We start from the raw sequence: 23,387 nt of genomic DNA, 5'->3' as shown, positions 1-23,387 counted from the left end.
TAGTAATTTTTAGAGAGGAAACACAAAGATGGCAAAACTTAATGTGTTAGATTTGTTTGCTGGCGCTGGAGGACTTAGTGACGGATTTATCCAAACAGACCAATATGAAATTAAAATGGCAGTTGAGATAAATAAATTCGCTAAAGAAACTTACAAGACAAATCATAGGAACGTAAAATTAATTTCAGATATCACTAAATTGGAGTATTTTGATAAATCAGGGAGGTTGAAAGAAAACTTTGAAAGAATAGATATTATAATTGGAGGTCCGCCTTGTCAAGGATTTTCAAATGCAAATAGACAGAAAAACACATTGATTTCTAATAATAATCAATTAGTTAAAGAATACTTAAGGGCTATTGAATGTATTAGGCCAAAAGCTTTTGTAATGGAAAATGTAAAAAATATGAGTTCTAGTAAACATAAATTTTTTCTGACTGAAAATGATGACATACAAGAGTTAAAATCACTAAATATAGAATTAGATGTGGAACAAATTTGCATTGGGGAAGAAACACCTCTATTCGGTTATCTGAAGGACTTTATATTTATAGTAAAAAAAGAGGGGAAACAGGTTGAATTGTCCCCTTTCTTGATAAGTCATGATTTATTCTCTAAATTACATATGATTTATCGCAAAGCAAGTAAGCCACATAAAGATGATATTGAAAAATATATCTCTATAAACAAAAAATATTTTGAAAACTTACTACATAGGTGGGAAGATCAAATTTGCCAGTATTGGCATGTGGAATTTCAGAAATTATGGTTTGATTTAAAAAATGTGTTATCCCAATTCTTAAAAGGGGAAATTAAACAAACTGATATTTTAAAACCGTTATTTTCCGTGTTGGAAACTCAGAGAATTATCTCTAAAATGAAAGAAGTCTTTGATAATGAAATTCTATTTAACAAGTTTGATTGTAGAAATGGGCAAGTGGTACTGGAGCTACATACAATCAATGTATTTAAATATGTATTAGCTAAACTGAAAGGTTTAGGATATAAGTTGAATGAAGATGACTGTATTTTTAATGCAGCTCAGTTTGGTGTTCCGCAAACTAGAAGAAGGCTAGTATTAATTGGAATAAGACAAGAATTATTGGAAGGTAATGATGTTAAGCTACCTACTCCTATATTTAAGGAAGAAAATGAATATTTTACTATAAAAGATGCAATAGGTGACCTTGAAGAGATAGAACCTGGAATAGACGTGATTAATGATTTAATTGTAAAGAATTCTACGGGAATACCCAATAATCAGTTAAATTGTTACCTGAATGCTAGTTATGATAATTTGCATAATCATGTAGTTACAAACTCTACTGAGTTAGTAATCACTCGTTTTAAGACGCTAAAAGAAGGCCAAAATTTTCACGATTTAGATGATTCTCTTAAAACAACATTTACAGATTCTAAAAGAACTCAGAATACTATTTACAAAAAAATGAGTTATAATCGAGCATCTGACACTGTTGTAAATGTTAGAAAATCAATGTGGTCACACCCCAAGAAGGACAGAGCTATAAGTATAAGAGAAGCTGCAAGACTACAATCTTTTAGAGATAATTACATATTTAAAGGTAGTAAAGATGCACAATATCAACAGGTTGGTAATGCTGTTCCACCGATATTAGCTCGTTTTATTGCAGAAAGTGTGATTAGTTCATTGGGTATGGAAGTCCGTGGAAGTATAGAAAGAGAACTATTATGTAGGGTACCAATCAATGTATAAGCATTTAAAAGAATGCAGTACCACCTCTATTAATATACGAGTTGGTCCTAAAAAATTATAAAGTGGTGAAGTGACATGATATTAAAAGGTGTTTCAGGTTGTTCCGGATTCTCATATACACCAAAGTACAAGCAATCATTTATTGACTTTTTTAAATGGATTGAAGAAAATGACGAACTGGGATTGATAAAATATCAAGATGTACAAAGAAGTATTGAAATTGCTGGCGGTTGTAGTGACTCAGAAACCAGAATGATAGTTCCATTTATGATTAAAGCTGGTATTATCAATCGAGCGAATTGCCAATGGCGCGGTAGCAGATTACATAAGATTAATACGAGGAATCTATTTACTAAATCTGGAGAGTGTTTTATTCAATTTTTAAAAATTGAAGTTAAGTGTGAAGAAGAAATTGAAAATGATTTAGCGATATCAATTATCCAGAACATTTACGAAAAATTCGCGAAAATACAATTCTATCATTTATTTTATAGTGAAGAACAGATATATAAGGAAATGGTAAAATTTCTCTTTAATTATAGAACGATGAATAAGGAAGAGTTTTTCATGTTATGCACTGCTATGCAAGATAATACCATGGCAGATTTGGATAACGTTATTATGAGATACAGGAATAGAGAATTTGGTAGTGAAGATATTGAAATCGCGTACAACAGGAATGCATATACATATACTAGTAAATTGTTGATTCAGTACAATCTGTTTGAACAAAGAGGAAGAGATATAGAGTTGAATGCCACTTATTTACCGTATTTTACGGCTCTAATAGATAATGTGTATGAGGAGGAGGAATAATAAATGAATAACTTTGAGCAAAATACATTAGGCGAAATAAACCAGGATGTTAATCGTTTGCAAAGGATACTTAATGAATTAAATCCGTCAAATGCATTAAATATAAGATTTAATACTGGTTTTGATTCTCCATTTGAGCGTAACAGAATAGTGTTTGGAGCTCCTGGAACTGGGAAAAGTCATAGTTTAAAAAGTGATTGTGAAACTTTATTATCGGGCACTAATGGAACTTATGAACGTGTTACTTTTTATCCAGAGTATACATATAATCATTTTGTAGGCACGTATAAACCTGTCACTGAAGATGAAGTTGATGAACATGGGGATACTAGGGGAGAAATTAGGTATGAATATGTGCCAGGTCCATTTATGCGTATTTATGTAGATGCGTTAAAGAGTGGCGTAACAGAAGATCCACAACCACACCTACTTTTAATAGAGGAATTAAATAGAGCCAAAGTTGCAGCGGTTTTTGGGGATATCTTTCAATTGCTTGATAGAGATGATGATAATACAAGTGAGTATGAAATTCATACTAGTAAAGATATACGGAAATATTTAGCTAAAGAGCTGGGAGGGTCACCTGATGATTTCAGTAAAATCACTATTCCAGATAATATGTTTATTTGGGCTACAATGAACAGTGCTGATCAAGGGGTTTTCCCAATGGATACAGCATTTAAGAGACGTTGGCAATTCGAGTATATTGGAATTAATCAAAATGATGATTCTATCAAGGGTAAAACCACACTGGGAATTGGTACTCACGCTCTAGAGGTAGAATGGAATTGTCTACGTAAAGCTATTAATGAAAAATTGGTGAAAGATTATAAAGTAAATGAAGACAAGCTTATGGGACCTTTTTTCTTGTCAAAGAAATTAATTAAAACTAATGACACCGATGACTTAATTATCAACCCAGAAAAATTCAAAAAGGCCTTTAAGAGTAAGGTCATTATGTATCTCTATGAGGATGCTGCAAAACTTCATAAACACAAACTATTTAGCGGTTGTGATAGTAGCATGTATTCATCAGTTTGTGATGCCTTTGATAGAATTGGTATAGAAATTTTTGGTGATGATTTCCGAGAATTATATGATCATCAAGGTGTGTAAGAAAATGGAGCTTGTATCTGAGTATGTCAAGGAGCAAAAACGGTATACCAAAAGTGAATTGAAGAAGATTTTTAAATTATCTTCTGAACAAGCTGTAGTATTTATAAAGAATTTGAAGGCGTTTGGGGTTTTAAAGGTTGTTAAAAATAATTCTGAGCAGCGAGAGTTATCAGATTTAGTAGATGAGGATATAGAAATAATTGATGAGGAAAGTAGTAATGACTCACATTTATACGTATTTACATATGTAGGAGTGATTACTATTGGTTCCCGGACTATAAAATGTTACCCGAAATATTTGAGTACAGAAACTGTATCGCTCGAAGAAATGAAACAAGTTTTAAAAGTTATAAGCAAATATGGTACTAAAGAGCAGATTATTAATATGTATAATGGCGATTCTGAAAATAACAGTTTCAATTTATTAGCAGTAATAATCTTCCTTCTCAATGACTATCATGAAAACGGAATTTATAACAATAGTGAAAATATTATTGAAGTGAACGGCGAGGGAGAAATCTTATGGGATAAGACAATTAATGAAAGTTTTTCAATTTTAAGTAATAACAGACCATATTATATGGAATTATTCACTAGAAAAACTGTTGACGATGAGTTTAGTTATTTTAAACGTCTCCATGAGTGTGTACTTACAGAGTGTTCAAAGCAACTTGAAGCATCAGGTCTACTTGATTTATTTGATTTAGTTTCAATTTCTTTATCAGAAGATGTATTAGAAGACTTCGGAGATGTTGATTATATCTTATACATGCTACAGTCAGAATTGAGTATTCAATTTAATACAAGAAAGCAGATACTCTTAAAAACTCTATATGCTTATGTAGCGCATAATCGATCTTTAGAAGATAGTTATGGAATAAGTGTGTTTGGTACCAAAAATTTCAACTTGGTTTGGGAAGACGTTTGTAAACAAGTCTTTAACAATAAATTATATACACCTCTAAACCAATTAGTACTACCTATAACATTACTCGATAGTTATCATCCAGAAGATAGATTAATAGATTTAATTAAAAAACCGTTATGGAAAGGAAATAAGGCAGATGGAGGTACATTTGATAAGTCTGCAAAGGATACATTTGTTCCTGATCTTATTACTATAGGGCATCAAGGAGATAGTTATAAATTCATTATTTTAGATGCGAAATATTATAATATACAGTTGGAAGAGATAAAGCCCCTAAGAGGTCAACCAGGTGTAAATGACGTTACTAAACAGTATTTATATCAACTTGCTTACAAAAGTTTTTTGATAGACCATAATATAAATGAGGTAAAAAATAGTTTTTTAATACCAGCTCAAACTAATACTATAGTCAATAAAGGTACAGTGAAAATGGATATCCTAAGTTCTTTGGGACTCCAGGATATCCAGGTCTTGCAATTACCAGCAAAAAAAATGTTTGAATTTTATCTAAGTAGAAGAACCTTAGATTTGTCGATGCTCAATCTTTAAAAGTGAAAAATCACCCAATTATTGAGAAGTAGAATGATAGCAACAAATATAAATAGTTGATAGATAATATAATCAGGAGTAAGTTGGAGTATCTTTAAATATTTAATATATAACGTATGAAATCAAGGATTTTTAATCAGATTTCATACGTTTTTCTATTTTTTATACAAATATGGTCAACTCGAGAGTTTTAAGTGCCACAATGTTCCTTGCGGAAGTGTATTAAAAAATGCAAACAAAGGTTCTTGCTAATCAGTACTTCCTAGATTATAAAGAATACAGCTAAATGAAAAAAAACATATTTTTGCTGTATTGAGGTGATTATGTGAATATAGTTGGCCCGATTAAGAGTGAAAAAGATATAGAGCGGATAAAAGTAGAGTTGTCCAACCATAGTTATCGAGACTATTTATTATTTGTGCTTGGCATCGACACTGGAATGAAGCTTTCTGACCTGTTGAATTTGAAATTTAATCAACTATTGAAAGAAGGTCAAGTGGTGTCTTCCATACATATAAAAAATATAGAATATCCGATAAAAGATAATGTTAAGGAGTGTTCTGAATTCTATTGTTATAAGGTAGTTGGTAACCCTTCCAATGACGGCTGGGTATACCCTAAAAGATAAAAAATTATCCGGTTAATTCCTTCCTTGAATATTTTAAATTTTCAATCTAAGATGGGTAATATATTAATAGTGCGAAAAAACTGAAAAAAGGAGGAGACGTTTTGGGAGATACTCTTATTAAAGCAGATGATTATGTAACGTTATGGGGAATCATTGTTGTATGGGCTTCGGTGAGCATTATCTTAGAACAGCGCTACACTTGGGCGGCGAAGATCTCTGGAGCCATTGTTGCGCTGATTGGGGCTATTATTCTATCAAATACGGGAGTTATTCCTACAGAGTCATCGGTTTATGATGCTATCTGGACATTTATCATTCCGCTTGCGATTCCGTTGCTGCTTTTCCATGTGAATTTTAAAAAGATCTGGCAGGAAAGTGGACGGCTTCTCATTCTTTTCTTGATCAGCTCCATCGGTACGGTTGCAGGGGTGATCATCAGTTTCTTTTTATTGAAGGATCATATACCAGTCCTTTATAAGATTGGTGCGATGCTCAGTGCTTCTTATGTTGGCGGCGGGGTCAATTTTGCAGCTATGGCGGCAAAGTTCGAAGCTCCTGGGGAAATGGTTTCTTCCGCCGTGGTCGCGGATAATTTAATGATGGCGATTTATTTCATTGTTCTGATGATGATCCCGGCCATGAGTTTTTTCAGAAGATGCTTTAACGCACCCCATGTGGAAAAAGTGGAGAGCGGAAGAATGAAGGAAGAGGGAAAGACACTTGCGGAAAGCTTTTGGGAGCGGAAGGATATCTCTCTAAAGGATATTGCCTTGTCTGTAGGGACAACCTTTCTTCTGGTGATGGTATCGTTTAAAATCGCGGAATTCCTGGACGGAGTAATTCCTTCCGCTGAGGAGACGTCTTTCTTTCTCAATTTGCTGAATGGATTGTTCGGTGACCAGTACTTAATGTTGACGACATTGACATTCCTGGCGCTTGCCCTGTTTCCGAAGTATTTTGAATCGATTAATGGAAGCCAGGAAATCGGTACGTTCCTCATTTACTTGTTCTTTGTGGTGATTGGTATTCCGGCATCGATTCCGCTCATTGTCCAAAATGCTCCGCTGCTGCTCGTATTCGTGTTCATTATTGTCGTAGTGAACATGGCTGTGTCTTTGACTGCAGGAAAGCTATTAAAATATGACCTTGAAGAGATCCTTCTCGCAAGCAATGCCAATGGCGGAGGGCCGACCACGGCTGCTGCGATGGCCATTGCGAAAGGGTGGAAGGATTTGATTGGGCCTATCCTTGTAGTGGGGACGTTGGGGTATATTATTGGGAATTATATTGGGACGACGTTGGGGTTGTGGTTTTCTGGTTTGAAGTGATAGGTTTTGCCTTTGAAGTAACTCTTATATTGAGAATCTTACAGCGTAATAAATTACTTCCAAAATTGTGGAATATAATAACAACAATCCACCTTCTTCTGTTATGATTTTAGTATAATTATCTGCAATTGGAATTGGTCTTTCACTATGGACTAAAATGATCCGCCGAGTTTGAGGCGTTCGTTTGTCTTCCAAAGTTAGCCTTTGGCTCATCGTTCGAATTGAATTTATTTGCAATTCCTCACAAAAATGTGTAACCACACAAAGTTGAATTGGAGGGGTTTTAGTGGAAGAAATTCAAGAAAAAATGCACCTACGTTTAATTGAAAAAAAATTACAGAGCTATTCAGGATTTACCTTTGAAGAACATGCGAGGTTTTTACTGAAAGTTATTGACAGTAGATTTACATTTACAAGGTTACGTAAAGATGGAAAAATTGATGGATACAAAAGGATGGTCACGAAGAAAAGGTGGGGGAAAAACCGAAGTATTGAAATTTATTCCATTTTTGGGAAAGAGGTTTGGACCGCTCCAGATAATAATAAGATATTTGTTGATTTAAAGGACGCAATTGAATATGCAAAAAATAATGACTTTCTTTTGAAAAAATGGTGTCCTGTTGTTAATTTTGAATTAGATACTGAATTTAGACATAAACTGGAGGACGTTTGTGAGGAAAATGATATTTTATTTGAAGAAATAAATCCATCTGTTCTTATCACAAAATTCACTCGAAAAGATAAAATATTCACGGCTACATGTTATTTTAATGCATTTGAAGCTCCGAAATTACCTCTTTCAACCTACTCAAATCATGAACTTGCAAGACGTGCTTTAACAATGATTTTTGATAATAATTCAAAATCAACTAACGAGAAATTTGAAATATTAAAAGAAATTGTTTCTACAATCTTAAATTTTTCATTTATTGATAACAAACCTAATTATACCGATAACATGTATAAAACAATCGGTACTAAAACAATGATATATAAAGATTTTATTTATAGTTATAAATTTTTTAACGGATCATTTTTGCCAGAAAAAAATGATATTCTAGGAAGATATTTTACTAAAGATGAAGATGGTTGCATTATTTTACAGGTTCCTAATTTAGTGCCTATTTTTTTACTTTGTAATAAATTAGAGAAACAATTAGAAAAAAGTGGAGATATAAAATTCCTGAAGCATTAGAGCTATGTTATAAATTTTCACAACCATATTCTTTGAAAAAAATGAGTTAGAAACACACAAAAAAATAGAATTTAGTTAGGATATACCTAATATGTGAAATTTCTCACTTAACCAAGTTGAGTGGGTGGCTTATCCAGAAGAGAAGGAGTCACTTGTTGCACAATACAAAATTACTGTTCAATAGATAAATTATATTCAACAATCGTGCGCTCAGGTCTTTGTTCATTTTGATTGTTGGTTTATTTTATGCACAATCACACTAACTATAGTGATTATGTTGGTACGGTACCAAATATAATTAAAAGAATATCGTTCATGTGTTTTTTTGCTATTGAATTATACAGTTCGTCATGCGTCTTACAGTTTCATAAACACCCCTTCAAACATTCGGACCCCACCCGAATGTTTTTTTTATAAAAAATTTATCCATAGGGTGTCCCTTTCACTCCCATCTCCCTATATAAAGGGTGAAACCAAAACGAATGAGGAGTGATTGTAATGAATGGATGGAGAAAGTTGGAGACAGGTATGTTGGATAAGGAGACGTTTCATCACCCGGAGGATCTTCGGTTGTATGTGTTGATTCTGTTGAATGCGACGTATCAAGGCGGGGTTCAGGTTGGCGGTGTGGTGCTTGGGGAGAGGCAGTATGTGCGTTCGCTCCGAAAGCTGCGGGAGGATCTGTGGTTCTATAATGGGAAGAAGGTTGATGAGTATTCGCATTCGAGGATTCAGCGTTCGATTAAGCGGTTGGAGAAGTGTGGGTGGTTGAAGGCGGAGAAGTATGAGCATGGGTATGTGTTTACGCTGAGGCCGACGAAGGATTTCGCCTGTGGGGAGTATTTGAGTTGGATGGGGATGTTTAAGAAGGAAGAGGGATGTGAGGAATCCGGTGGTGACCAGCCTGATGATGGGGCTGGTTCCGGAGGGTCTTCGTGCGGCGAAAAGGATGTGAATCAGGTACGGAAAGAATCTGCAAACAGACTTAAGAACTTAGAGAAAGAAGAGATAGTAGAGAACAACAACATCAAAACCACTGCCACTAGAGACGCTAAGGATGTAGATAGGCTGCAAGCGCTGATCGGGCATTTCGTTGGCAGGAGGGGGCGAGGCTTTCTGTTGACACCGATGGATTACGTGGCGATGGAGCGGATCAGTTTGAGCGAGTTGTCGACGGATGAGCTGATTGTGTTTATGGATGAGCAGTTTGAGAAGCAGGAGAGCATCAATCCGAAGCTGACGATCAACAGTCCGAGGTATTTGGAGAAGGCCCTTGAGGCGTACATTTCTCCTCGGGAATCAATGCAGCACATAGATGACCTGCTGGACGGGCTGGAGGAGCTTGTGACGGAGGCATGACGTTCGAGGAGTTCAGGGAGCTGGTGAAGATGATCAAGGGGGCTTACCCTCAGCGGCTGCTCAGTCGTGAGACGGCGATGATCTGGTTCCAGCACCTGCAGAATTGTGATTATCACGGGGTGAAGAGTCGGATTGAAGCCCATATCAAAGTGTGTCCGCACATGCCGACGATCTCTGAACTGTATGAACCGCCGGTGGAGGAAACGACAATACTAAAAACCATGGAAGTGTGGGAAAAAGAAGGAGCGATACGAATTGAGAATGAACGACAAAACGAGTGGACACGACCTGCACCACCCTGGGCATGATGAACAGCTGCTTCGCGAAGTGCATGAAGCGGAAAGCATGATCATTGGAGCGGTTCTTCTGGAGCCTGGTGTCTTGGATGAACTGACCCTGGAGGAGAAGCATTTCAGTCTGGTGAAGAACCGCCTTATTTTTAAAGCAATGAAGGGGCTTCAGAAGAAGAGGCTTGAGATCAATCTGGTCATGGTGGTGGAGGAGCTTGGGGATGACATTGAGAATGTCGGAGGGGTCCAGTTTCTCCTGGCACTTGCCAACTACTGCCCTACGACGGTGAACATCGAGCAGTATGAACAGATCGTCCTGAAGTATTACGAACTGAGCCTCATCAAGAATTCGGCCCATCACTTCCTGAACGCCTACACCCCGGAATCTGCACAGGGCCTTTACAAAGCACTCATCGACATGCATACCAACACGATTACTGACGAAGAAACGAAGGACGAGATCATCATGGATCTCTATGAATCTCTTTACATGGAGAGGGACGGACTTCCCGGTGTCTCGACGGGATTCGAGAGCCTGAATGCGCTGACGGGAGGGTGGAAGGAAGGGGAGCTCATCATCTTAGCTGCGAGACCCTCCATGGGGAAGACGGCTTTTGCCATCCAGCTTGCTTGGGAATGCACGAGGGAGCAGGGAGTGAGCATGGTCTTTTCCCTTGAGATGAGCTCGAGGCAGATCATGCAGCGACTTCTCTCAAGCATCACGGATATCAACATGATGAAATGGCAGAATCCCTATAAGTATCTGACCAAGGACGAGATGCCGAGGATGCATGGGGCGATGAACGCCGTGTACAAAGCGAAGCTCGAACTCTCGCAAAATGGGATGATCACCCTGCCGGAGATCAGACAGCGGATCATGAATCTGAAGCGGGAGTACCCGACGGAGCCGTTTCTCGTGGTGATTGATTACCTGCAGCTGATCAATGTGAAGGAGCGGTTTGACCGTCATGATCTTGCGATTGGGCATATTACCAAGCAGCTCAAGGGGATGGCGAAGGAGTTTGGAATTCCGATCATTCTGTTATCCCAGCTATCGAGGGGAGTGGAGTCCAGGGATGATAAGCGTCCGAGGCTGTCGGATCTGCGTGACTCGGGGAATATAGAGCAGGATGCGGATGTGGTGTTGTTTCTGTACCGGGATGATTACTACTATCCGGAATCGAAGAACGAGCGGGAAGTGGAAGTGAAGATTGCGAAGAACCGGAATGGGCCGGTGGGGACGGTGAAGTTGGAGTTTGTGAGGGAGTTTGGAAAGTTTCGGGGGGGATGGATGCATGGGGGGGGTTCTGGTGCTTCGGTTTGAGTGAGCCAAAGGTGCGCCATGGGGACAGGTCCCTTGGCTCAGAGATAGATAATGATAAAGGGGAGGGAATGGGATGTTTGTGACGGAGTATGCGAAGAACGAGTCAGAGTTTCAGATTGATAGTTTGAAGGTGTATGGGCTGGTCATGGGACTGTTGGATGGCGACCGGGTGAGGCGTGAGGATGGGTATGCGTTTATTAGTTATAGGGAGATGTGGGAGGGGTGTCAGGAAGCTGGGGTTTTGTCGGGGCATGAAGTGCCGTTTGCGGTGATGATGGACATGCTGGGTGTGGTGGAGGATGGAGGATTGATTGGGAGGGAGCGGGTTAGTGGTGGGAGTTGGGTGAAGTGTTCACGGACTTTTTGAATATGGAGACAATGATATCCCAAACTGTTTTTATTCTGATGTTCTTCGGAATAGGGATAACGGTGACTTCCAAAAAAACATCCATTTGGTGCCGAATGGATGTTTTTTTGTAATCAAAATCTTCTTTGTGATCCAAAGAACTTGTTCTCGTGCTTGATTTTCCTCAAGATGAATGAAGACAAATCACCTAGATATAAGAAATTTAAATTTTAACAATATTCTAAATTAACTATTTACATTCTTCTGAAAATTCGATAGTATTCAATTATATAAAAACTAATTGTTTTATTATTTTTTGAATGCGCATTCAAACAGTCACCCCTTAAATGTGTTGGGAGGTAACCATGAGTAATTATCAAGAAGAGAAAAGAATTGTAAGAAGTTACTTCGAGGAGCTCGAGAAATCCACACCAGAAAACGTACAAAGGGTTTTAAAGGAATATACTAGTGAAGATTATAATTGGCAGGGAGTCTACCCCTTCCGTGAACAGGAGGGAGTTCAGGCAGTTGCAGAAACCTTTTGGGTCCCTTTATTGACGTCCATAAAAAAGCTGCAGCGTCGTCAGGACATATTCATGGCTGGAACGAACGAAATAACTGGTGATAGATGGGTCATGAGCATGGGGCATTTTATGGGCCTCTTTGATCAGGATTGGATGGGGATTCGACGAACAGGGAAAATGATCAACCTAAGATATGCAGAGTTTCATTGTGTGGAGGATGGAAAGATCACCAAAACGGGGTTATTCGTTGACCTCATCGGATTCATGATTCAGGCGGGAGTGAATCCACTGCCTCCTTCAACAGGTACATACTTTGTTTATCCAGGTCCAAGAAATCACGATGGCCTGCAATTTGAAGATGCTCCAGAAGAAGAAGGTGTAAAAACGCTGAATCTTGTAAATCAAATGGTCGATGATTTATCAGAATTGAATAAGAGTGGAGCTATGGGGTGCCCTCCTGAGGTTTTGAAACGGACTTGGTCGGTGCATATGATTTGGTACGGTCCTGGCGGGATTGGGGCGAGTTATACGATTCCAAGATATCAACAGCAGCATCAGCATCCTTTTAGAAAGGGACTTAAGGATAAGGAATTCAATGGTCATGTGTGCCGTTTTGCTGAAGGGAATTTTGCTTGTTTCTTTGGATGGCCAAATCTATCAAATACACCAATCGGGGGGTTTCTGGGATTACCAGGTGGGAATGTACGAGCGGACATGCAAGTGGTGGATGTGTATTATCGTCAAGGAGAGAAGCTTTCAGAGAACTGGGTTCTAATCGATATCCCTTATTGGCTTAAGCAACAGGGTTTGGATATCTTTGAGCGTACACAAGAGATTATGAACCCAGAGCTTTAGTTTTGTTGTTCGAACATTTCATCTTGTAACAGATGTCTTCCAGAGGGAATGGACTACTAAAGAGAAAGTGAACGATCATCTGCTGGATGGAAAGTGATAAGAAAAAAATGAATGCGTTTACAATAATGGGTTTTTTGAAACTCTACCTATAACCGATTTACTCACCTTGCATCTTACTCACTTGTCTATTGCTAAAGGCAAAGGTAGATCATCTTGCTTTTTTATGAATCCGCATTCAATAAATATGGATATGGGGGCCTTAGTTCAATATGAGTTGGATTGATATGACGATTGTTGCCGTATATATGATTGCTCTGATTATTATGGGTTATAAGCTGGGGAAGGGAAATCACACACAAGATGACTATTTTGTAGGTGGGCGATCTGTTGCTACATTCCCGATTGCTCTTTCGATAGCAGCCACCACGGTGAGCGCAAATGGATTCATCGGCGGCCCAGGGTGGGCGTATGGTTCAGGGTTAATCGCTTTTATGTTGAATTTTAGTATACCGATCGTGTTGATTTTGACATTATCAATTTTTCTACCGTTTTTTTACAATTTGAGGGTAACGTCGATCTATGAATATATCGAAATGCGTTTAGGAGGGAAAAGCAGACTTTTAGTTGTCTTTGGGTTTATTGTTTCAAATGTGATTCAAGTAGGTTCGTTCTTGTTTATTCCATCACTGGTCATCCAAACCTTCACAGGATGGTCATTGACGATTGTCGTTCCCATGGTTGTGGCAGTGGCGATTCTGTATACGTTACTAGGCGGGATTAAAGCCGTTATCTGGACGGATGCGATTCAGATGTTTGTCTTGTGGGGAGGGGTCATTGCTGCATTTGTCATTATTTTGAGTAATTTAGATATTGGCTTCTTTGAGGTGATGAAGGTCGTGAAGGAAGAGGGGAAACTTGATGCACTTGATTTCTCTCTGGATGCAAAACTAGAAAATGGAGTATGGGTAGCCTTGATTGGTGGACTCTTTATGTGGCTTAAATACTATGCCACGGATCAGACACAGACTCAAAGGATGTTTGCAGCAAAGTCGATCAATGAAGTAAAGAAGTCTATCTGTATTAGCGGTTTTGTGATGAACATTATGTATTTTGTGTTCATGTTCATTGGAGTATTGCTTTTCGTCTTCTTTGATGGCAAGGAATTCGATAATTCCAACAACATTATGATTACTTTCATTGCAAATAACATCCCTGTAGGAATCTTGGGGCTGATCATGGCAGGGATCTTTGCGGCTGCCATGTCCAGTATAGACTCAGTTTTAAATTCAGTGACAACCGTCTTCATTAAAGACATTTATGAAAAGTTCATCACGAAAGGAAAGCCGGCTTCTCTAAAGGTTTCGATGGTCTTCACACTCGTATTTGGGGTATTGTTGATCGGATTTACTTTGATGGCATTCAGCGGTACGACCGCTTCGATCTTAAAGACAGTGGGTAGCTACCTCTCATACTTCTCAGGTTCCATACTGGCGATGTTTCTTCTGGCGATGTTCACGAAGAAAGCGAATGATAATGGAGTTGCCATTGGGTTTGTATTAGGAATTGCCATCACGACGTATATTGGAAATCTTGGACTAGTGAATTGGCTCTGGAATTATCCTATTGGATGCGTGATCACTCTTATCATTGGTTACATTTGCAGCTTACTATTTCAAAAGAATAGAAGAATTGAACTGGAAGAATTCACGTTTAATGGTCAAAGAGCCAGACTACTGAAAGAAGGAACTTTAACGGATGAAGACGGTCATTCCATTGTTCCAGGGGGTATGGACAAATATTCGTATGCGTTGATTGGATTGTTTATTGCACAGATTATCTTTTTGGCGATTATTCAGATGTAGGAATGATTAACATGTAAGATTTATTTAGAATGGTGAACTAAGAGTATACCAGTAGGGGTGATAAAATGGGAGAAACGCTGCGTTTTGATAAGGTCCTATTCTTTTTAATGAGCTTACTATTCTTCATGAGTATTTCTGCATTCGATCCATTTATTTCAGCTTTTGCGACAGACATTGGAATAGCACCGGTAGTTGTTGGGGGCATTGTTGGAGTAGCAGGCCTTGCTTCTTTGATAACCAGGCTGCCTGTGGGTGTTTTCTCTGATATGTTGTTAAAGCGCAAGCTATTCATTCAAGTAGGCCTATTAATCACAATTGTCTGTTGGTCTATAGCTTTTATTTATCCAAGTGCAACAACACTTTACTTAGGGAAAATTTCAGACGGCATTACCGGTTCTACATGGGTCATTTATAATGTGATGTTTGCTTCTTATTTTGGGAGAAGTGAAGCAGCTAAGGCTGTTGCCATACTTGGGGTTGCTTCACCAGCAGGCTCATTGATTGGTTCAACGATTGGAGGGGTTGTTGCTGGACAATATGGTTATGAATACAGCTTTCTCGTTGCAGTAATGGCTGCATTAATTGCACTGATATTGTCTTTCCTAATTAACGAAACTAGAGATAGTAAGATTGAATCGGAATATGATTTGAAAATATTGTCTGAACAAATTAGTGACAAGACGATATGGATTATAGGGATATTAGCAACAATCTCTATCATGATTCCCTTTGGTACGAGAGATACATTTACACCATTGGTTGCGGTAGATTTAGGTGCCAATCCCTTCCTGATTAGCTGGTTGGCGAACACTCATTTAATTATGTATGGTCTTGCAACGGCCCTTTGTGCACCATTCTTTTATAAAAAACTCGGATTAATCAACACAGCCATCTTCGGAGCATTGTTGCAGGGGCTAATTGCCATAATTATTCCTTATGCACCCAATCTAGTATCACTGTATATTATACAGGGGTTTGCAGGCCTTGCGTTTGGTATGAATTTCACTGTTTTGACTTCCTTAAGCATCCATAATATCTCTCCGCGTAAACAATCAACAAGAATGGGAATGTTTCAAAGTATTTATGCAGGTGGGATGTTTGCAGGTCCGGTTATGATGGGGATCTTAGTCGATACCTTCTCAAGAAATTCGAGCTTCCTGGTAATTGGATTTACTTCGGTCATTTGTGCCGTCCTAATTAAGCTTACCCTTAAAAAAGATCCCCAAATTACGCTGAAGGGTAACATTGAAGAAAGTATTTGAAATATAGTGTTGTTGTAATTATCAGAATGTTCAATTACAATAGATTTATGAATCCGGATTCATAAATGAAGATAGTTGATCTCACCAAAATGCATCCGGATTTAATAAATGAAGGCAACTTTTGAAAGGGTTTTGAAGAATGAACGGCAGAATTAGCGCATATGATGTGGCGAAAAAGGCAAGTGTCTCACAATCTACGGTCTCCAGGGTCCTGAACAATTATCCTCATATCAAGGAATCTACAAGAAGGAAAGTCCTTGAAGCGATAAAGGAACTAGGGTTTACAAGAGATGAGATTGCCAGAAGCCTTGCCAGCAATAAAACGAGAACCATCGGGTTGATTGTCGGGGATATCACGAATCCCTTTTTTGCAGAATCAGCTAAAGTGATTACGGGAAAAGCACAGGAGATGCAGTATGATGTGATTCTCTGCAATACCAATCATAACGAAGAGAATCTGGATAAATATATTCAAACCCTTAAAGGGAAGCGAGTCGATGGGATCATCATTGCTTCTGCAGATAAGGACAATCAAAGGATCAAAGAATTGTATGACCAGGGATTTCCTGTGATTCTTTTCAATAGTATTTTGGAACACGAGAAGGCGAATTATATAGCCGTCAACAACTACAAAGGAGCAAGACTTGCGGTGGAGCATCTTTATCAGCTAAACCACCGTCGCATTGGGTATATTGCAGGTCCTTCAAAGTATGTCACCACGCACTTGAGAAATTTAGGATACAAAGAAGCACTTAAGGACTTGGGCATTGTAGGAAATGAACAGTTTGTCTATGATAAAGAGTTCTCTTACGACGAAGTATATCAATTCACCAGAAAGTTATTAAAACAGAATGATCGGCCAACGAGCTTTTTCTCTGCTTCCGATCAAATGGCCCTTGCCGTGTTAGATGCAGCAGCAAGTGAAAACATCAAGGTACCGGAAGAATTATCAGTCGTCGGATTTGATGATATCGATTTGGCCAAGAATCAATATATTGGACTTACAACCATCACCCAACCGAAAGAAAAAATGGCAACCCTCGCCTTGGAAAAACTGATCTCCCTGATTGAAGAGGGAGAAGGGAAAGATGAGGGGTTTCAGATCATATTAGAACCCGATTTAATTCAACGAAAAACAACGGGAGTATGCAGGACGAGAAAGGAGGATAAGAATTGACGCACTTTGCTGAATTGAAAGGAAAAAGGGTCATGGTTACTGGAGGAAGTAAAGGCATTGGAAAGGATATCGCGCTCTCCTTTGCCAAACTGGGGGCAACAGTGGTGATTTCAGGAAGGAATGAAGAAGCCCTGTCAGCTGCTGTCCTTGAGCTGAATCGTTATTCCCCCGATTGTTCTTATGTGAAAGCTGATCTCCGGCATGTTGATGACATTCATAGAATGGTGGATGAGGCCGTAGCTCATATGAGGGGACTGGATGTACTGGTCAATAACGCCGGAGTGAATATTCCTAAACCAGCCATGGAAGTGACGGAGGAAGATTGGGACTCAATACTTGATACAAATCTGAAAGGAAGCTTCTTCTCCTCCCAGCGTGCGGCGAAGTATTTTCTTCCACAAAAAAGTGGGAAGATCATTAACATTGTGTCACAGATGGCATTCGTTGGCTATATCAAGCGGGCAGCCTATTGTTCCAGTAAGGGAGGGGCGGTTCAAATGACAAAGGCTCTTGCCGTTGAATGGGCGCCCAACAATATAAAGGTTAACGCAGTCGCCCCGACTTTTATTGAAACAGAACTCACCTCCAGCATGTTTGAAGATCGTGAATTTTATCAAGATGTGCTAAATCGAATTCCATTAGGGAAACTCGCACAGCCATCCGATGTGACAGGAGCGGTACTATTTCTGGCTTCTAACATGGCAAACTTTGTAACGGGTGAAACCATCAAGGTTGATGGAGGGTGGACAGCGATTTAAAGAAAATCATTTTAATGCATTTTGAATGCGCATTCAAAAAAGAGGAGGAATCAAGATGCCGAAAGTGGATGAACGAAAAGAGGAAAAAGTAGAAATGGATCGTCCTCTTCATCAAGCACCTCAACATGACAACGTATTCTATGGCAACTCGAACGAAGTGAACCGGGTTGGCTATGCGGATTACAATGAATTTTCAAAGAATACGAAACGTAAACAACGAATGAATGGATTTGACGAGGAGTATCTCGATTTTGTGGACTACATCATCAAGATCACCCATCGCATCTGGGAAGAGAAAGGGATCGGGATTATTTATCAAACCTATCATAATGATGTCACCATGCACACGGGAATGGACCATATACGAGGGGTCAATGAGGTGGTGTCAGGGACCTTGCAGGCTTTGCACGCCTTTCCGGATCGAAGGCTGGTTGGGGAAAATGTCATATGGTCAGGCAATGATGAGGAAGGATTTCTCTCTTCTCATCGAATTGCATCGAGTGCAACCAACCTGGGGGATTCCTCATTCGGGCCCCCTACAGGTAAGAAAGTTTTCTTCCGAACCACGGTTGACTGCTTTGTCCATTCAAACCGGATCGTGGAAGAGTGGCTTGTACGAGACAATCTGTATCTAGTCAAGCAGTTAGGATTTGATCCAATCGAAGTGGCAAAGAAACTGGCAAAGAATTCGGAGAACAAGACCCCGGCATTGCAATCCCACTTCGGTTCAAGCGGGACAATGGAAGGGCAGCTGATGCCTCCCGTTTATTCTCCAAAGTCAGAAGGTTTTGAAATTGGTGATTTTATTTTAGAAATGTACAACAAAGTATGGGAATGGCGATTATTTAATCATGTGAAGGACTTCTACGCAGATCATGCGGTGGTCCATTATATTTGCAATAAAGATTTGATTGGGACCAGCCAGATCCAAGGAATGCTAGTCAGTTTGTTTGCCTCTTTCCCACGTGCTAAATGTATGGTCGAGAGAGTGACCTGTAACGAGGGAGTCCAGAAGGGCGAATGGGATATTGCCGTTAGGTGGAGATTGCAGGGGATTCATGAGGGGATTGGATATTTCGGACATCCAAGTGGAAAAACAGTAGAGGTATTGGGGATTTCTCACCTGAAAGTGAGGAATGAGAAAATTGTGGAAGAATGGATGACATTTGACGGGTTGGATGTACTGAGGCAAATCTATTTAGGTACAGAGTCTAATGCTGACGATACAAAATCCGGAAAATACGAATAAATCATCTTTCAATATTTGGTTTTGAATGCGCATTCAAATAAGGGGGCAATACAATGTCAGTACAAACGTCAATTCAGAAAGATCCTTCAAGTATAAGTCATCAGGATTTTCATATGCCTGGGAATGTCCGTTTTGGATTCGACACATTTTATTCATTACCGGATGAGATTAAGAAATTAGATGTTAGTAGAGTCGTCATTATTAGTGATAAAGGTCTTGAACGGGTTGGAGTCGTTGATCGTGTACTGGAATTAGTGGAATCGGCAGGAATCGAGAGTAACGTGTTTACAGATATTGAAGGAGAGCCTACCTTTACTTTGGTACAAAAGTCAGTAGAGTTTGTGAAGAAATCAGGAAGTGAACTCGTAATCGGTATCGGGGGCGGAAGCGCTCTGGATGTTGCCAAAGCGACGGCAGCTCTGGTTGATAAAGATGACGTGAGTCCTTATTTAAGTGGAACCAAAACCATTGAATCCAGACAGGTCAAGTGCATTCTGCTTCCGACGACTTCAGGAACCGGATCGGAAGTGACGATGAATGCCATATTCGGGGATGAAGAAGAGGAAGTAAAACGGGGGATTGTCAGCAGGCATCTTCTGCCGGACCTAGCCATCATCGATCCTGCTCTGACACGCTCGTGCCCGCCGCGGATCACCGCTGCTTCAGGAGTGGATGCTTTCACACACGCCATTGAATCGTATGTTGCCGTGAAAGCTACCCCATTAACGAAGATATATGCCGAAAAGGCCATGAAGTTATTTAGTTCGAACATCACGAAGGCAGTTCACCATGGGAAGGACATGGAAGGTCGCATCGGGATGAGCTGGGTAAGCATGTTGGCTGGAGTTTCGTTAGCCAATGCAGGTGTGGGGGCCGTCCATGCCTTAGCTTACCCGCTCGGTGGAAAGTACCACATCGAGCATGGGGTTGCCAACGCTCTCCTTATGCCCTTTGTTTTCGAAGAGACAGGGAAAACGTGCACTCAGGAAATGGTAGAGGTTGCAAGCTACCTTGAATTAGGGGATTACTCGAAAAATCCACATCAAGCCCTTAAGGCAGTAGTGGGGTATCTATATGAATTACTGGCGATTCTGGACCTCCCGACATCGCTAGAGGAGCTTGGGATCAAGGAGGAAGACTTACCTCTTCTTGCCGGGCAAGCCTCTCAGATTGATCGCCTTTTGTCCAACACGCCGTACCAATTGACCGAAAAGAAGATCTTAGACATTTATCAAAAGGCATTCGTAGGATACGAGAAAGGACGTGATGAAGGTTGCTGAAAAATCAACTCAAAAAGAAACTCTACATGGATGGCAGGTGGCAGGAAGCAAAGGATTACTATGAGTTAAAATCCCCATTCAGTGGAGACATTATTGCCAGCGTCCCCCTGGCAGATGAGCGTGAAGTGGAAGACGCCTTAGAAAGTGCACAATCAGGTTCTGAGAAAATGAAGCAGTTGACTTCCTTGGAACGGTCGGAAATCCTTGAGCGGGTTTCGCGTATTTTTGAGGAGAGATCTGAGGAGGCAGCGGAAATCCTTGCCATGGAATGTGCTAAGCCGATAAAGGCAGCTCGTGCTGAAATAGCGCGAACGATTGAAACGTATAAATTTGCAAGCGAAGAGGCGAAAAGGATTCATGGTGAGACCATTCCCATGGATGCCGCCAAGAGTGGAAAGGGCCGCTTTGCCTTTACGATCCGTGAGCCTTTAGGGGTCATCGCTGCGATCACGCCCTTTAACTTCCCATTCAACCTTGTGGCCCATAAGCTGGGTCCCGCCTTTGCTGCAGGGAATTCAGTGGTCCTGAAGCCGGCGAATCAGACGCCTTTAAGCGCCCTTCTTACAGCTGAAATCTTTGAGCAGGCAGGTCTGCCGGAAGGGGCGTTAAACGTAGTCACGGGGAGAGGGAGTGTCATTGGAGATCAGCTCGTAAAAGATCCCAGAGTGAAAATGGTCACCTTTACGGGGAGTGTGGAGGTGGGTATTGGCATTAAGGAGAAGGCAGGGCTGAAAAAAGTAACACTTGAACTGGGTTCGAACTCTGCTGTCATTGTCGATGGGGCGGAGGATATGGATGCTGTCGTTGATCGATGTGTGGAAGGGGCCTATTCCTTTGCCGGTCAAGTATGCATTTCGGTGCAGAGGATCTACGTGCAGGAAAAACTCTATGACTCTTTTGTTGATCAATTTATTGAAAGAACGAAACAGCTTGTGATCGGCGATCCAATGTCAGAAGGCACAGACTTATCGGCCATGATCAATCAAGGGGAGGCAGAGAGGATCGAAGAGTGGTTCAACGAAGCAACAGGAGCAGGTGCGCACATCTTGTATGGAGGAAAGCGGGAGGGTGCCATCATTCACCCAACTGTGATCACGGGGGGATCATCCGCTCTATCCCTAAATTGTAAGGAAGCATTTGCCCCCATTGTCACGATCACACCCTACGATTCTTTGGATGAAGCGATTGAACTCGTGAACGATTCTGAATACGGATTGCAGGCGGGGATCTATACTACCTCTGTTCATAAAGCATTCGATGCCCTGCATCGACTTCAAGTCGGGGGAGTCATGATCAACGATATCCCTACTTACAGAGTCGATCATATGCCTTATGGTGGAGTAAAGAACAGCGGTACCGGCCGAGAAGGAATCAAATATTCCGTGGAAGAGATGACAGAACTGAAATTAGTGACGTTTAAATTGTAAGAATAGTCAATGAATAACATTTTGAATAATAGAAAGGGAGATTACTATGCCGACAGAACAACCGAAAGTGAAACGATATGTATCCAATGAAAAGATGGAAGAAAACTGGATAGTTCGATTTGATGATCTAAAATCAAAAGCTATTCCTCTCATGTTTATTGATAGTATCATACCAGGTCATCAACGCCTGAATTACGCCCTGATAGGGGATACAGCCAGTGAAAATGATGCCTATTCCCCCGAAATCACAGAACCCCACGGGTTTCAGATAGGCATGGTGAAAGCACCTCCAGGGAATGGTCCCGCCTATCATACACATGATTACATTGAGGCGTTTCTCCCTCTTTCCGGAAAATGGCGCTTCTATTGGGGGAATAGTGAAGATGAGATCGAGGGTGAAACCATTATTGAAGAATGGGATTTAATTTCCTTGCCGCCAGGGTTATGGAGAGGCTTTGAAAATATCAGTGATGAAGATGCTTGGATCTTCGCCGTGCTGGAACAGCATGAGGTATTCAACGGGAAAGATCCATACTGGGCTCCACAGGTCGTCAGGAAAGCAGCGGAACATGGCTTCCATGCAGATCAATCAGGGAAAATGATCAAACCTGAGAATTTTTCCGCACTTGAGAAACAAATGGCGGAGAAGCTGCGAGCGGGAGAAAAATAGTAGATGAAGAGAGAACCTTTAGTATTATTACCGGGTACGCTATGTGATGAGAGACTTTGGGCGCATCAGTTGGAACATCTGACTGATGTTTCCGACCCTTCCGTCTCTATGTTAACCGAAGCAGACACCATGGAGGGAATGGCTGGATCCGTCTTGAAGCATGCCCCTGAACGCTTTGCTCTAGCTGGGCTTTCACTTGGTGGGATTGTTGCAATGGAAGTCATTCGGCAAGCACCAGAAAGAGTGACCAGACTTGCCCTATTGGACTCGAATCCACATGGCCCTAAGCCAGAGCAGTTGGAAAGCTGGAAGGACCTTATTTCAAAGGTGGAATCTGGGCAGTTTCAAAGCATAGTAGAGGAGTATTTGTTACCGAATCTCATTCATCCCAGCAGGCAAGAAGATAGTGAGCTAGTTTCAACCATAAGGTGTATGGTGGAGGAAATCGGGCCAGAAGTATATGTACAGCAATTAAAGGCTGTTTCTACGCGTTCTGACCTTCGGGAAGGCTTAAGGGAAATTAACGTTCCCACGCTCCTTTTAGTAGGAAAGGATGATCAGGTTTGCCCATTGTCCTTACATGAAGAAATGCAGGCATATATTTTAGAGTCCCGGTTAGTTGTCGTAGATCACTGTGGTCATTTAAGCAGTTTGGAGCGACCAGAAGAAGTGACGACTGCTTTACGCAACTGGCTGATGGAGTGAAAGG

The 23,387-nt window shown here is 40.4% G+C and carries 21 protein-coding genes; all 21 read left to right on the top strand.

Annotation, left to right across the window (positions count from 1 at the left end; all coding sequences use genetic code 11):
• The first annotated feature begins 28 nt into the window (after positions 1–28).
• On the top strand, positions 29–1,735 hold the full coding sequence (locus tag RSX31_RS11820; protein WP_315634662.1) for a DNA cytosine methyltransferase: 1,707 nt from the start codon (positions 29–31) through the stop codon (positions 1,733–1,735).
• Between the two features lie 75 nt (positions 1,736–1,810).
• Positions 1,811–2,551 carry a hypothetical protein gene (locus RSX31_RS11815; RefSeq protein ID WP_315634661.1) on the top strand — a complete coding sequence of 247 codons (741 nt, stop codon included), beginning with the start codon at positions 1,811–1,813 and terminating at the stop codon, positions 2,549–2,551.
• 3 nt (positions 2,552–2,554) lie between these two features.
• Positions 2,555–3,667 (top strand): AAA family ATPase, encoded by a 1,113-nt coding sequence (locus tag RSX31_RS11810; protein ID WP_299742112.1) that lies wholly within the window; start codon positions 2,555–2,557, stop codon positions 3,665–3,667.
• A 4-nt stretch (positions 3,668–3,671) separates the two neighbouring features.
• Positions 3,672–5,144: an LlaJI family restriction endonuclease gene (locus RSX31_RS11805; RefSeq protein ID WP_315634660.1), complete on the top strand. Its 1,473-nt coding sequence runs from the start codon at positions 3,672–3,674 to the stop codon at positions 5,142–5,144.
• Positions 5,145–5,469: 325 nt separating this feature from the next.
• On the top strand, positions 5,470–5,772 hold the full coding sequence (locus tag RSX31_RS11800; RefSeq protein ID WP_315634659.1) for a site-specific integrase: 303 nt from the start codon (positions 5,470–5,472) through the stop codon (positions 5,770–5,772).
• A 101-nt stretch (positions 5,773–5,873) separates the two neighbouring features.
• Positions 5,874–7,100, top strand: coding sequence for a DUF819 family protein (locus tag RSX31_RS11795; RefSeq protein ID WP_315634658.1), 1,227 nt, complete (start codon positions 5,874–5,876; stop codon positions 7,098–7,100).
• A gap of 286 nt (positions 7,101–7,386) precedes the next feature.
• A complete protein-coding gene (locus tag RSX31_RS11790; protein ID WP_315634657.1) occupies positions 7,387–8,295 on the top strand; it encodes a hypothetical protein in 909 nt (302 codons plus the stop codon).
• Between the two features lie 498 nt (positions 8,296–8,793).
• Complete coding sequence (locus RSX31_RS11785; protein WP_315634656.1) at positions 8,794–9,654, top strand: hypothetical protein; 861 nt, start codon at positions 8,794–8,796, stop codon at positions 9,652–9,654.
• A 77-nt stretch (positions 9,655–9,731) separates the two neighbouring features.
• A complete protein-coding gene (locus RSX31_RS11780) occupies positions 9,732–9,962 on the top strand; it encodes a hypothetical protein (protein ID WP_315634655.1) in 231 nt (76 codons plus the stop codon).
• A complete protein-coding gene (locus tag RSX31_RS11775; RefSeq protein ID WP_315634943.1) occupies positions 9,916–11,268 on the top strand; it encodes a replicative DNA helicase in 1,353 nt (450 codons plus the stop codon). Before RSX31_RS11780 ends, RSX31_RS11775 begins: the two co-directional genes overlap by 47 nt.
• A gap of 73 nt (positions 11,269–11,341) precedes the next feature.
• Positions 11,342–11,635 carry a hypothetical protein gene (locus RSX31_RS11770; RefSeq protein ID WP_315634654.1) on the top strand — a complete coding sequence of 98 codons (294 nt, stop codon included), beginning with the start codon at positions 11,342–11,344 and terminating at the stop codon, positions 11,633–11,635.
• Between the two features lie 344 nt (positions 11,636–11,979).
• Entirely contained in the window at positions 11,980–12,993 is a 1,014-nt protein-coding gene (locus tag RSX31_RS11765) for a nuclear transport factor 2 family protein (protein WP_315634653.1), read from the top strand.
• Positions 12,994–13,262: 269 nt separating this feature from the next.
• Positions 13,263–14,855 carry a sodium:solute symporter family transporter gene (locus RSX31_RS11760; RefSeq protein WP_315634652.1) on the top strand — a complete coding sequence of 531 codons (1,593 nt, stop codon included), beginning with the start codon at positions 13,263–13,265 and terminating at the stop codon, positions 14,853–14,855.
• A 65-nt stretch (positions 14,856–14,920) separates the two neighbouring features.
• Positions 14,921–16,117: an MFS transporter gene (locus RSX31_RS11755; protein ID WP_315634651.1), complete on the top strand. Its 1,197-nt coding sequence runs from the start codon at positions 14,921–14,923 to the stop codon at positions 16,115–16,117.
• Between the two features lie 139 nt (positions 16,118–16,256).
• Positions 16,257–17,294 (top strand): LacI family DNA-binding transcriptional regulator, encoded by a 1,038-nt coding sequence (locus RSX31_RS11750; RefSeq protein WP_315634650.1) that lies wholly within the window; start codon positions 16,257–16,259, stop codon positions 17,292–17,294.
• Positions 17,291–18,052 carry an SDR family NAD(P)-dependent oxidoreductase gene (locus RSX31_RS11745; RefSeq protein ID WP_315634649.1) on the top strand — a complete coding sequence of 254 codons (762 nt, stop codon included), beginning with the start codon at positions 17,291–17,293 and terminating at the stop codon, positions 18,050–18,052. Before RSX31_RS11750 ends, RSX31_RS11745 begins: the two co-directional genes overlap by 4 nt.
• 55 nt (positions 18,053–18,107) lie before the next feature.
• The gene (locus RSX31_RS11740; RefSeq protein ID WP_315634648.1) at positions 18,108–19,301 is read left to right on the top strand and encodes an ester cyclase; all 1,194 of its coding nucleotides are present in this window, start codon (positions 18,108–18,110) and stop codon (positions 19,299–19,301) included.
• A 53-nt stretch (positions 19,302–19,354) separates the two neighbouring features.
• The gene (locus tag RSX31_RS11735) at positions 19,355–20,581 is read left to right on the top strand and encodes an iron-containing alcohol dehydrogenase (RefSeq protein WP_315634647.1); all 1,227 of its coding nucleotides are present in this window, start codon (positions 19,355–19,357) and stop codon (positions 20,579–20,581) included.
• Between the two features lie 26 nt (positions 20,582–20,607).
• Positions 20,608–22,008, top strand: coding sequence for an aldehyde dehydrogenase family protein (locus tag RSX31_RS11730; protein ID WP_397548094.1), 1,401 nt, complete (start codon positions 20,608–20,610; stop codon positions 22,006–22,008).
• 46 nt (positions 22,009–22,054) lie between these two features.
• Positions 22,055–22,678: a cupin domain-containing protein gene (locus tag RSX31_RS11725; protein ID WP_315634646.1), complete on the top strand. Its 624-nt coding sequence runs from the start codon at positions 22,055–22,057 to the stop codon at positions 22,676–22,678.
• A gap of 3 nt (positions 22,679–22,681) precedes the next feature.
• On the top strand, positions 22,682–23,383 hold the full coding sequence (locus tag RSX31_RS11720) for an alpha/beta fold hydrolase (RefSeq protein ID WP_315634645.1): 702 nt from the start codon (positions 22,682–22,684) through the stop codon (positions 23,381–23,383).
• The last annotated feature ends 4 nt before the right edge of the window (positions 23,384–23,387 follow it).

It is taken from the genome of Rossellomorea yichunensis, from assembly GCF_032337515.1.
GTDB lineage: Bacteria > Bacillota > Bacilli > Bacillales > Bacillaceae_B > Rossellomorea > Rossellomorea yichunensis.
Note: the sequence above shows the minus strand (reverse complement) of the source record. Positions and strands in the feature narration are given on the sequence as shown.

Bases quoted from the DNA above. Each gene is read 5' to 3' on its own strand.
- RSX31_RS11820 (WP_315634662.1), top strand. From the start codon at position 29: ATGGCAAAACTTAATGTGTTAGATTTGTTTGCTGGCGCTGGAGGACTT.
- RSX31_RS11815 (WP_315634661.1), top strand. From the start codon at position 1,811: ATGATATTAAAAGGTGTTTCAGGTTGTTCCGGATTCTCATATACACCA.
- RSX31_RS11810 (WP_299742112.1), top strand. From the start codon at position 2,555: ATGAATAACTTTGAGCAAAATACATTAGGCGAAATAAACCAGGATGTT.
- RSX31_RS11805 (WP_315634660.1), top strand. From the start codon at position 3,672: ATGGAGCTTGTATCTGAGTATGTCAAGGAGCAAAAACGGTATACCAAA.
- RSX31_RS11785 (WP_315634656.1), top strand. From the start codon at position 8,794: ATGAATGGATGGAGAAAGTTGGAGACAGGTATGTTGGATAAGGAGACG.
- RSX31_RS11780 (WP_315634655.1), top strand. From the start codon at position 9,732: ATGATCTGGTTCCAGCACCTGCAGAATTGTGATTATCACGGGGTGAAG.
- RSX31_RS11775 (WP_315634943.1), top strand. From the start codon at position 9,916: ATGAACGACAAAACGAGTGGACACGACCTGCACCACCCTGGGCATGAT.
- RSX31_RS11770 (WP_315634654.1), top strand. From the start codon at position 11,342: ATGTTTGTGACGGAGTATGCGAAGAACGAGTCAGAGTTTCAGATTGAT.
- RSX31_RS11765 (WP_315634653.1), top strand. From the start codon at position 11,980: ATGAGTAATTATCAAGAAGAGAAAAGAATTGTAAGAAGTTACTTCGAG.
- RSX31_RS11760 (WP_315634652.1), top strand. From the start codon at position 13,263: ATGAGTTGGATTGATATGACGATTGTTGCCGTATATATGATTGCTCTG.
- RSX31_RS11755 (WP_315634651.1), top strand. From the start codon at position 14,921: ATGGGAGAAACGCTGCGTTTTGATAAGGTCCTATTCTTTTTAATGAGC.
- RSX31_RS11750 (WP_315634650.1), top strand. From the start codon at position 16,257: ATGAACGGCAGAATTAGCGCATATGATGTGGCGAAAAAGGCAAGTGTC.
- RSX31_RS11740 (WP_315634648.1), top strand. From the start codon at position 18,108: ATGCCGAAAGTGGATGAACGAAAAGAGGAAAAAGTAGAAATGGATCGT.
- RSX31_RS11735 (WP_315634647.1), top strand. From the start codon at position 19,355: ATGTCAGTACAAACGTCAATTCAGAAAGATCCTTCAAGTATAAGTCAT.
- RSX31_RS11730 (WP_397548094.1), top strand. From the start codon at position 20,608: ATGGATGGCAGGTGGCAGGAAGCAAAGGATTACTATGAGTTAAAATCC.
- RSX31_RS11725 (WP_315634646.1), top strand. From the start codon at position 22,055: ATGCCGACAGAACAACCGAAAGTGAAACGATATGTATCCAATGAAAAG.
- RSX31_RS11720 (WP_315634645.1), top strand. From the start codon at position 22,682: ATGAAGAGAGAACCTTTAGTATTATTACCGGGTACGCTATGTGATGAG.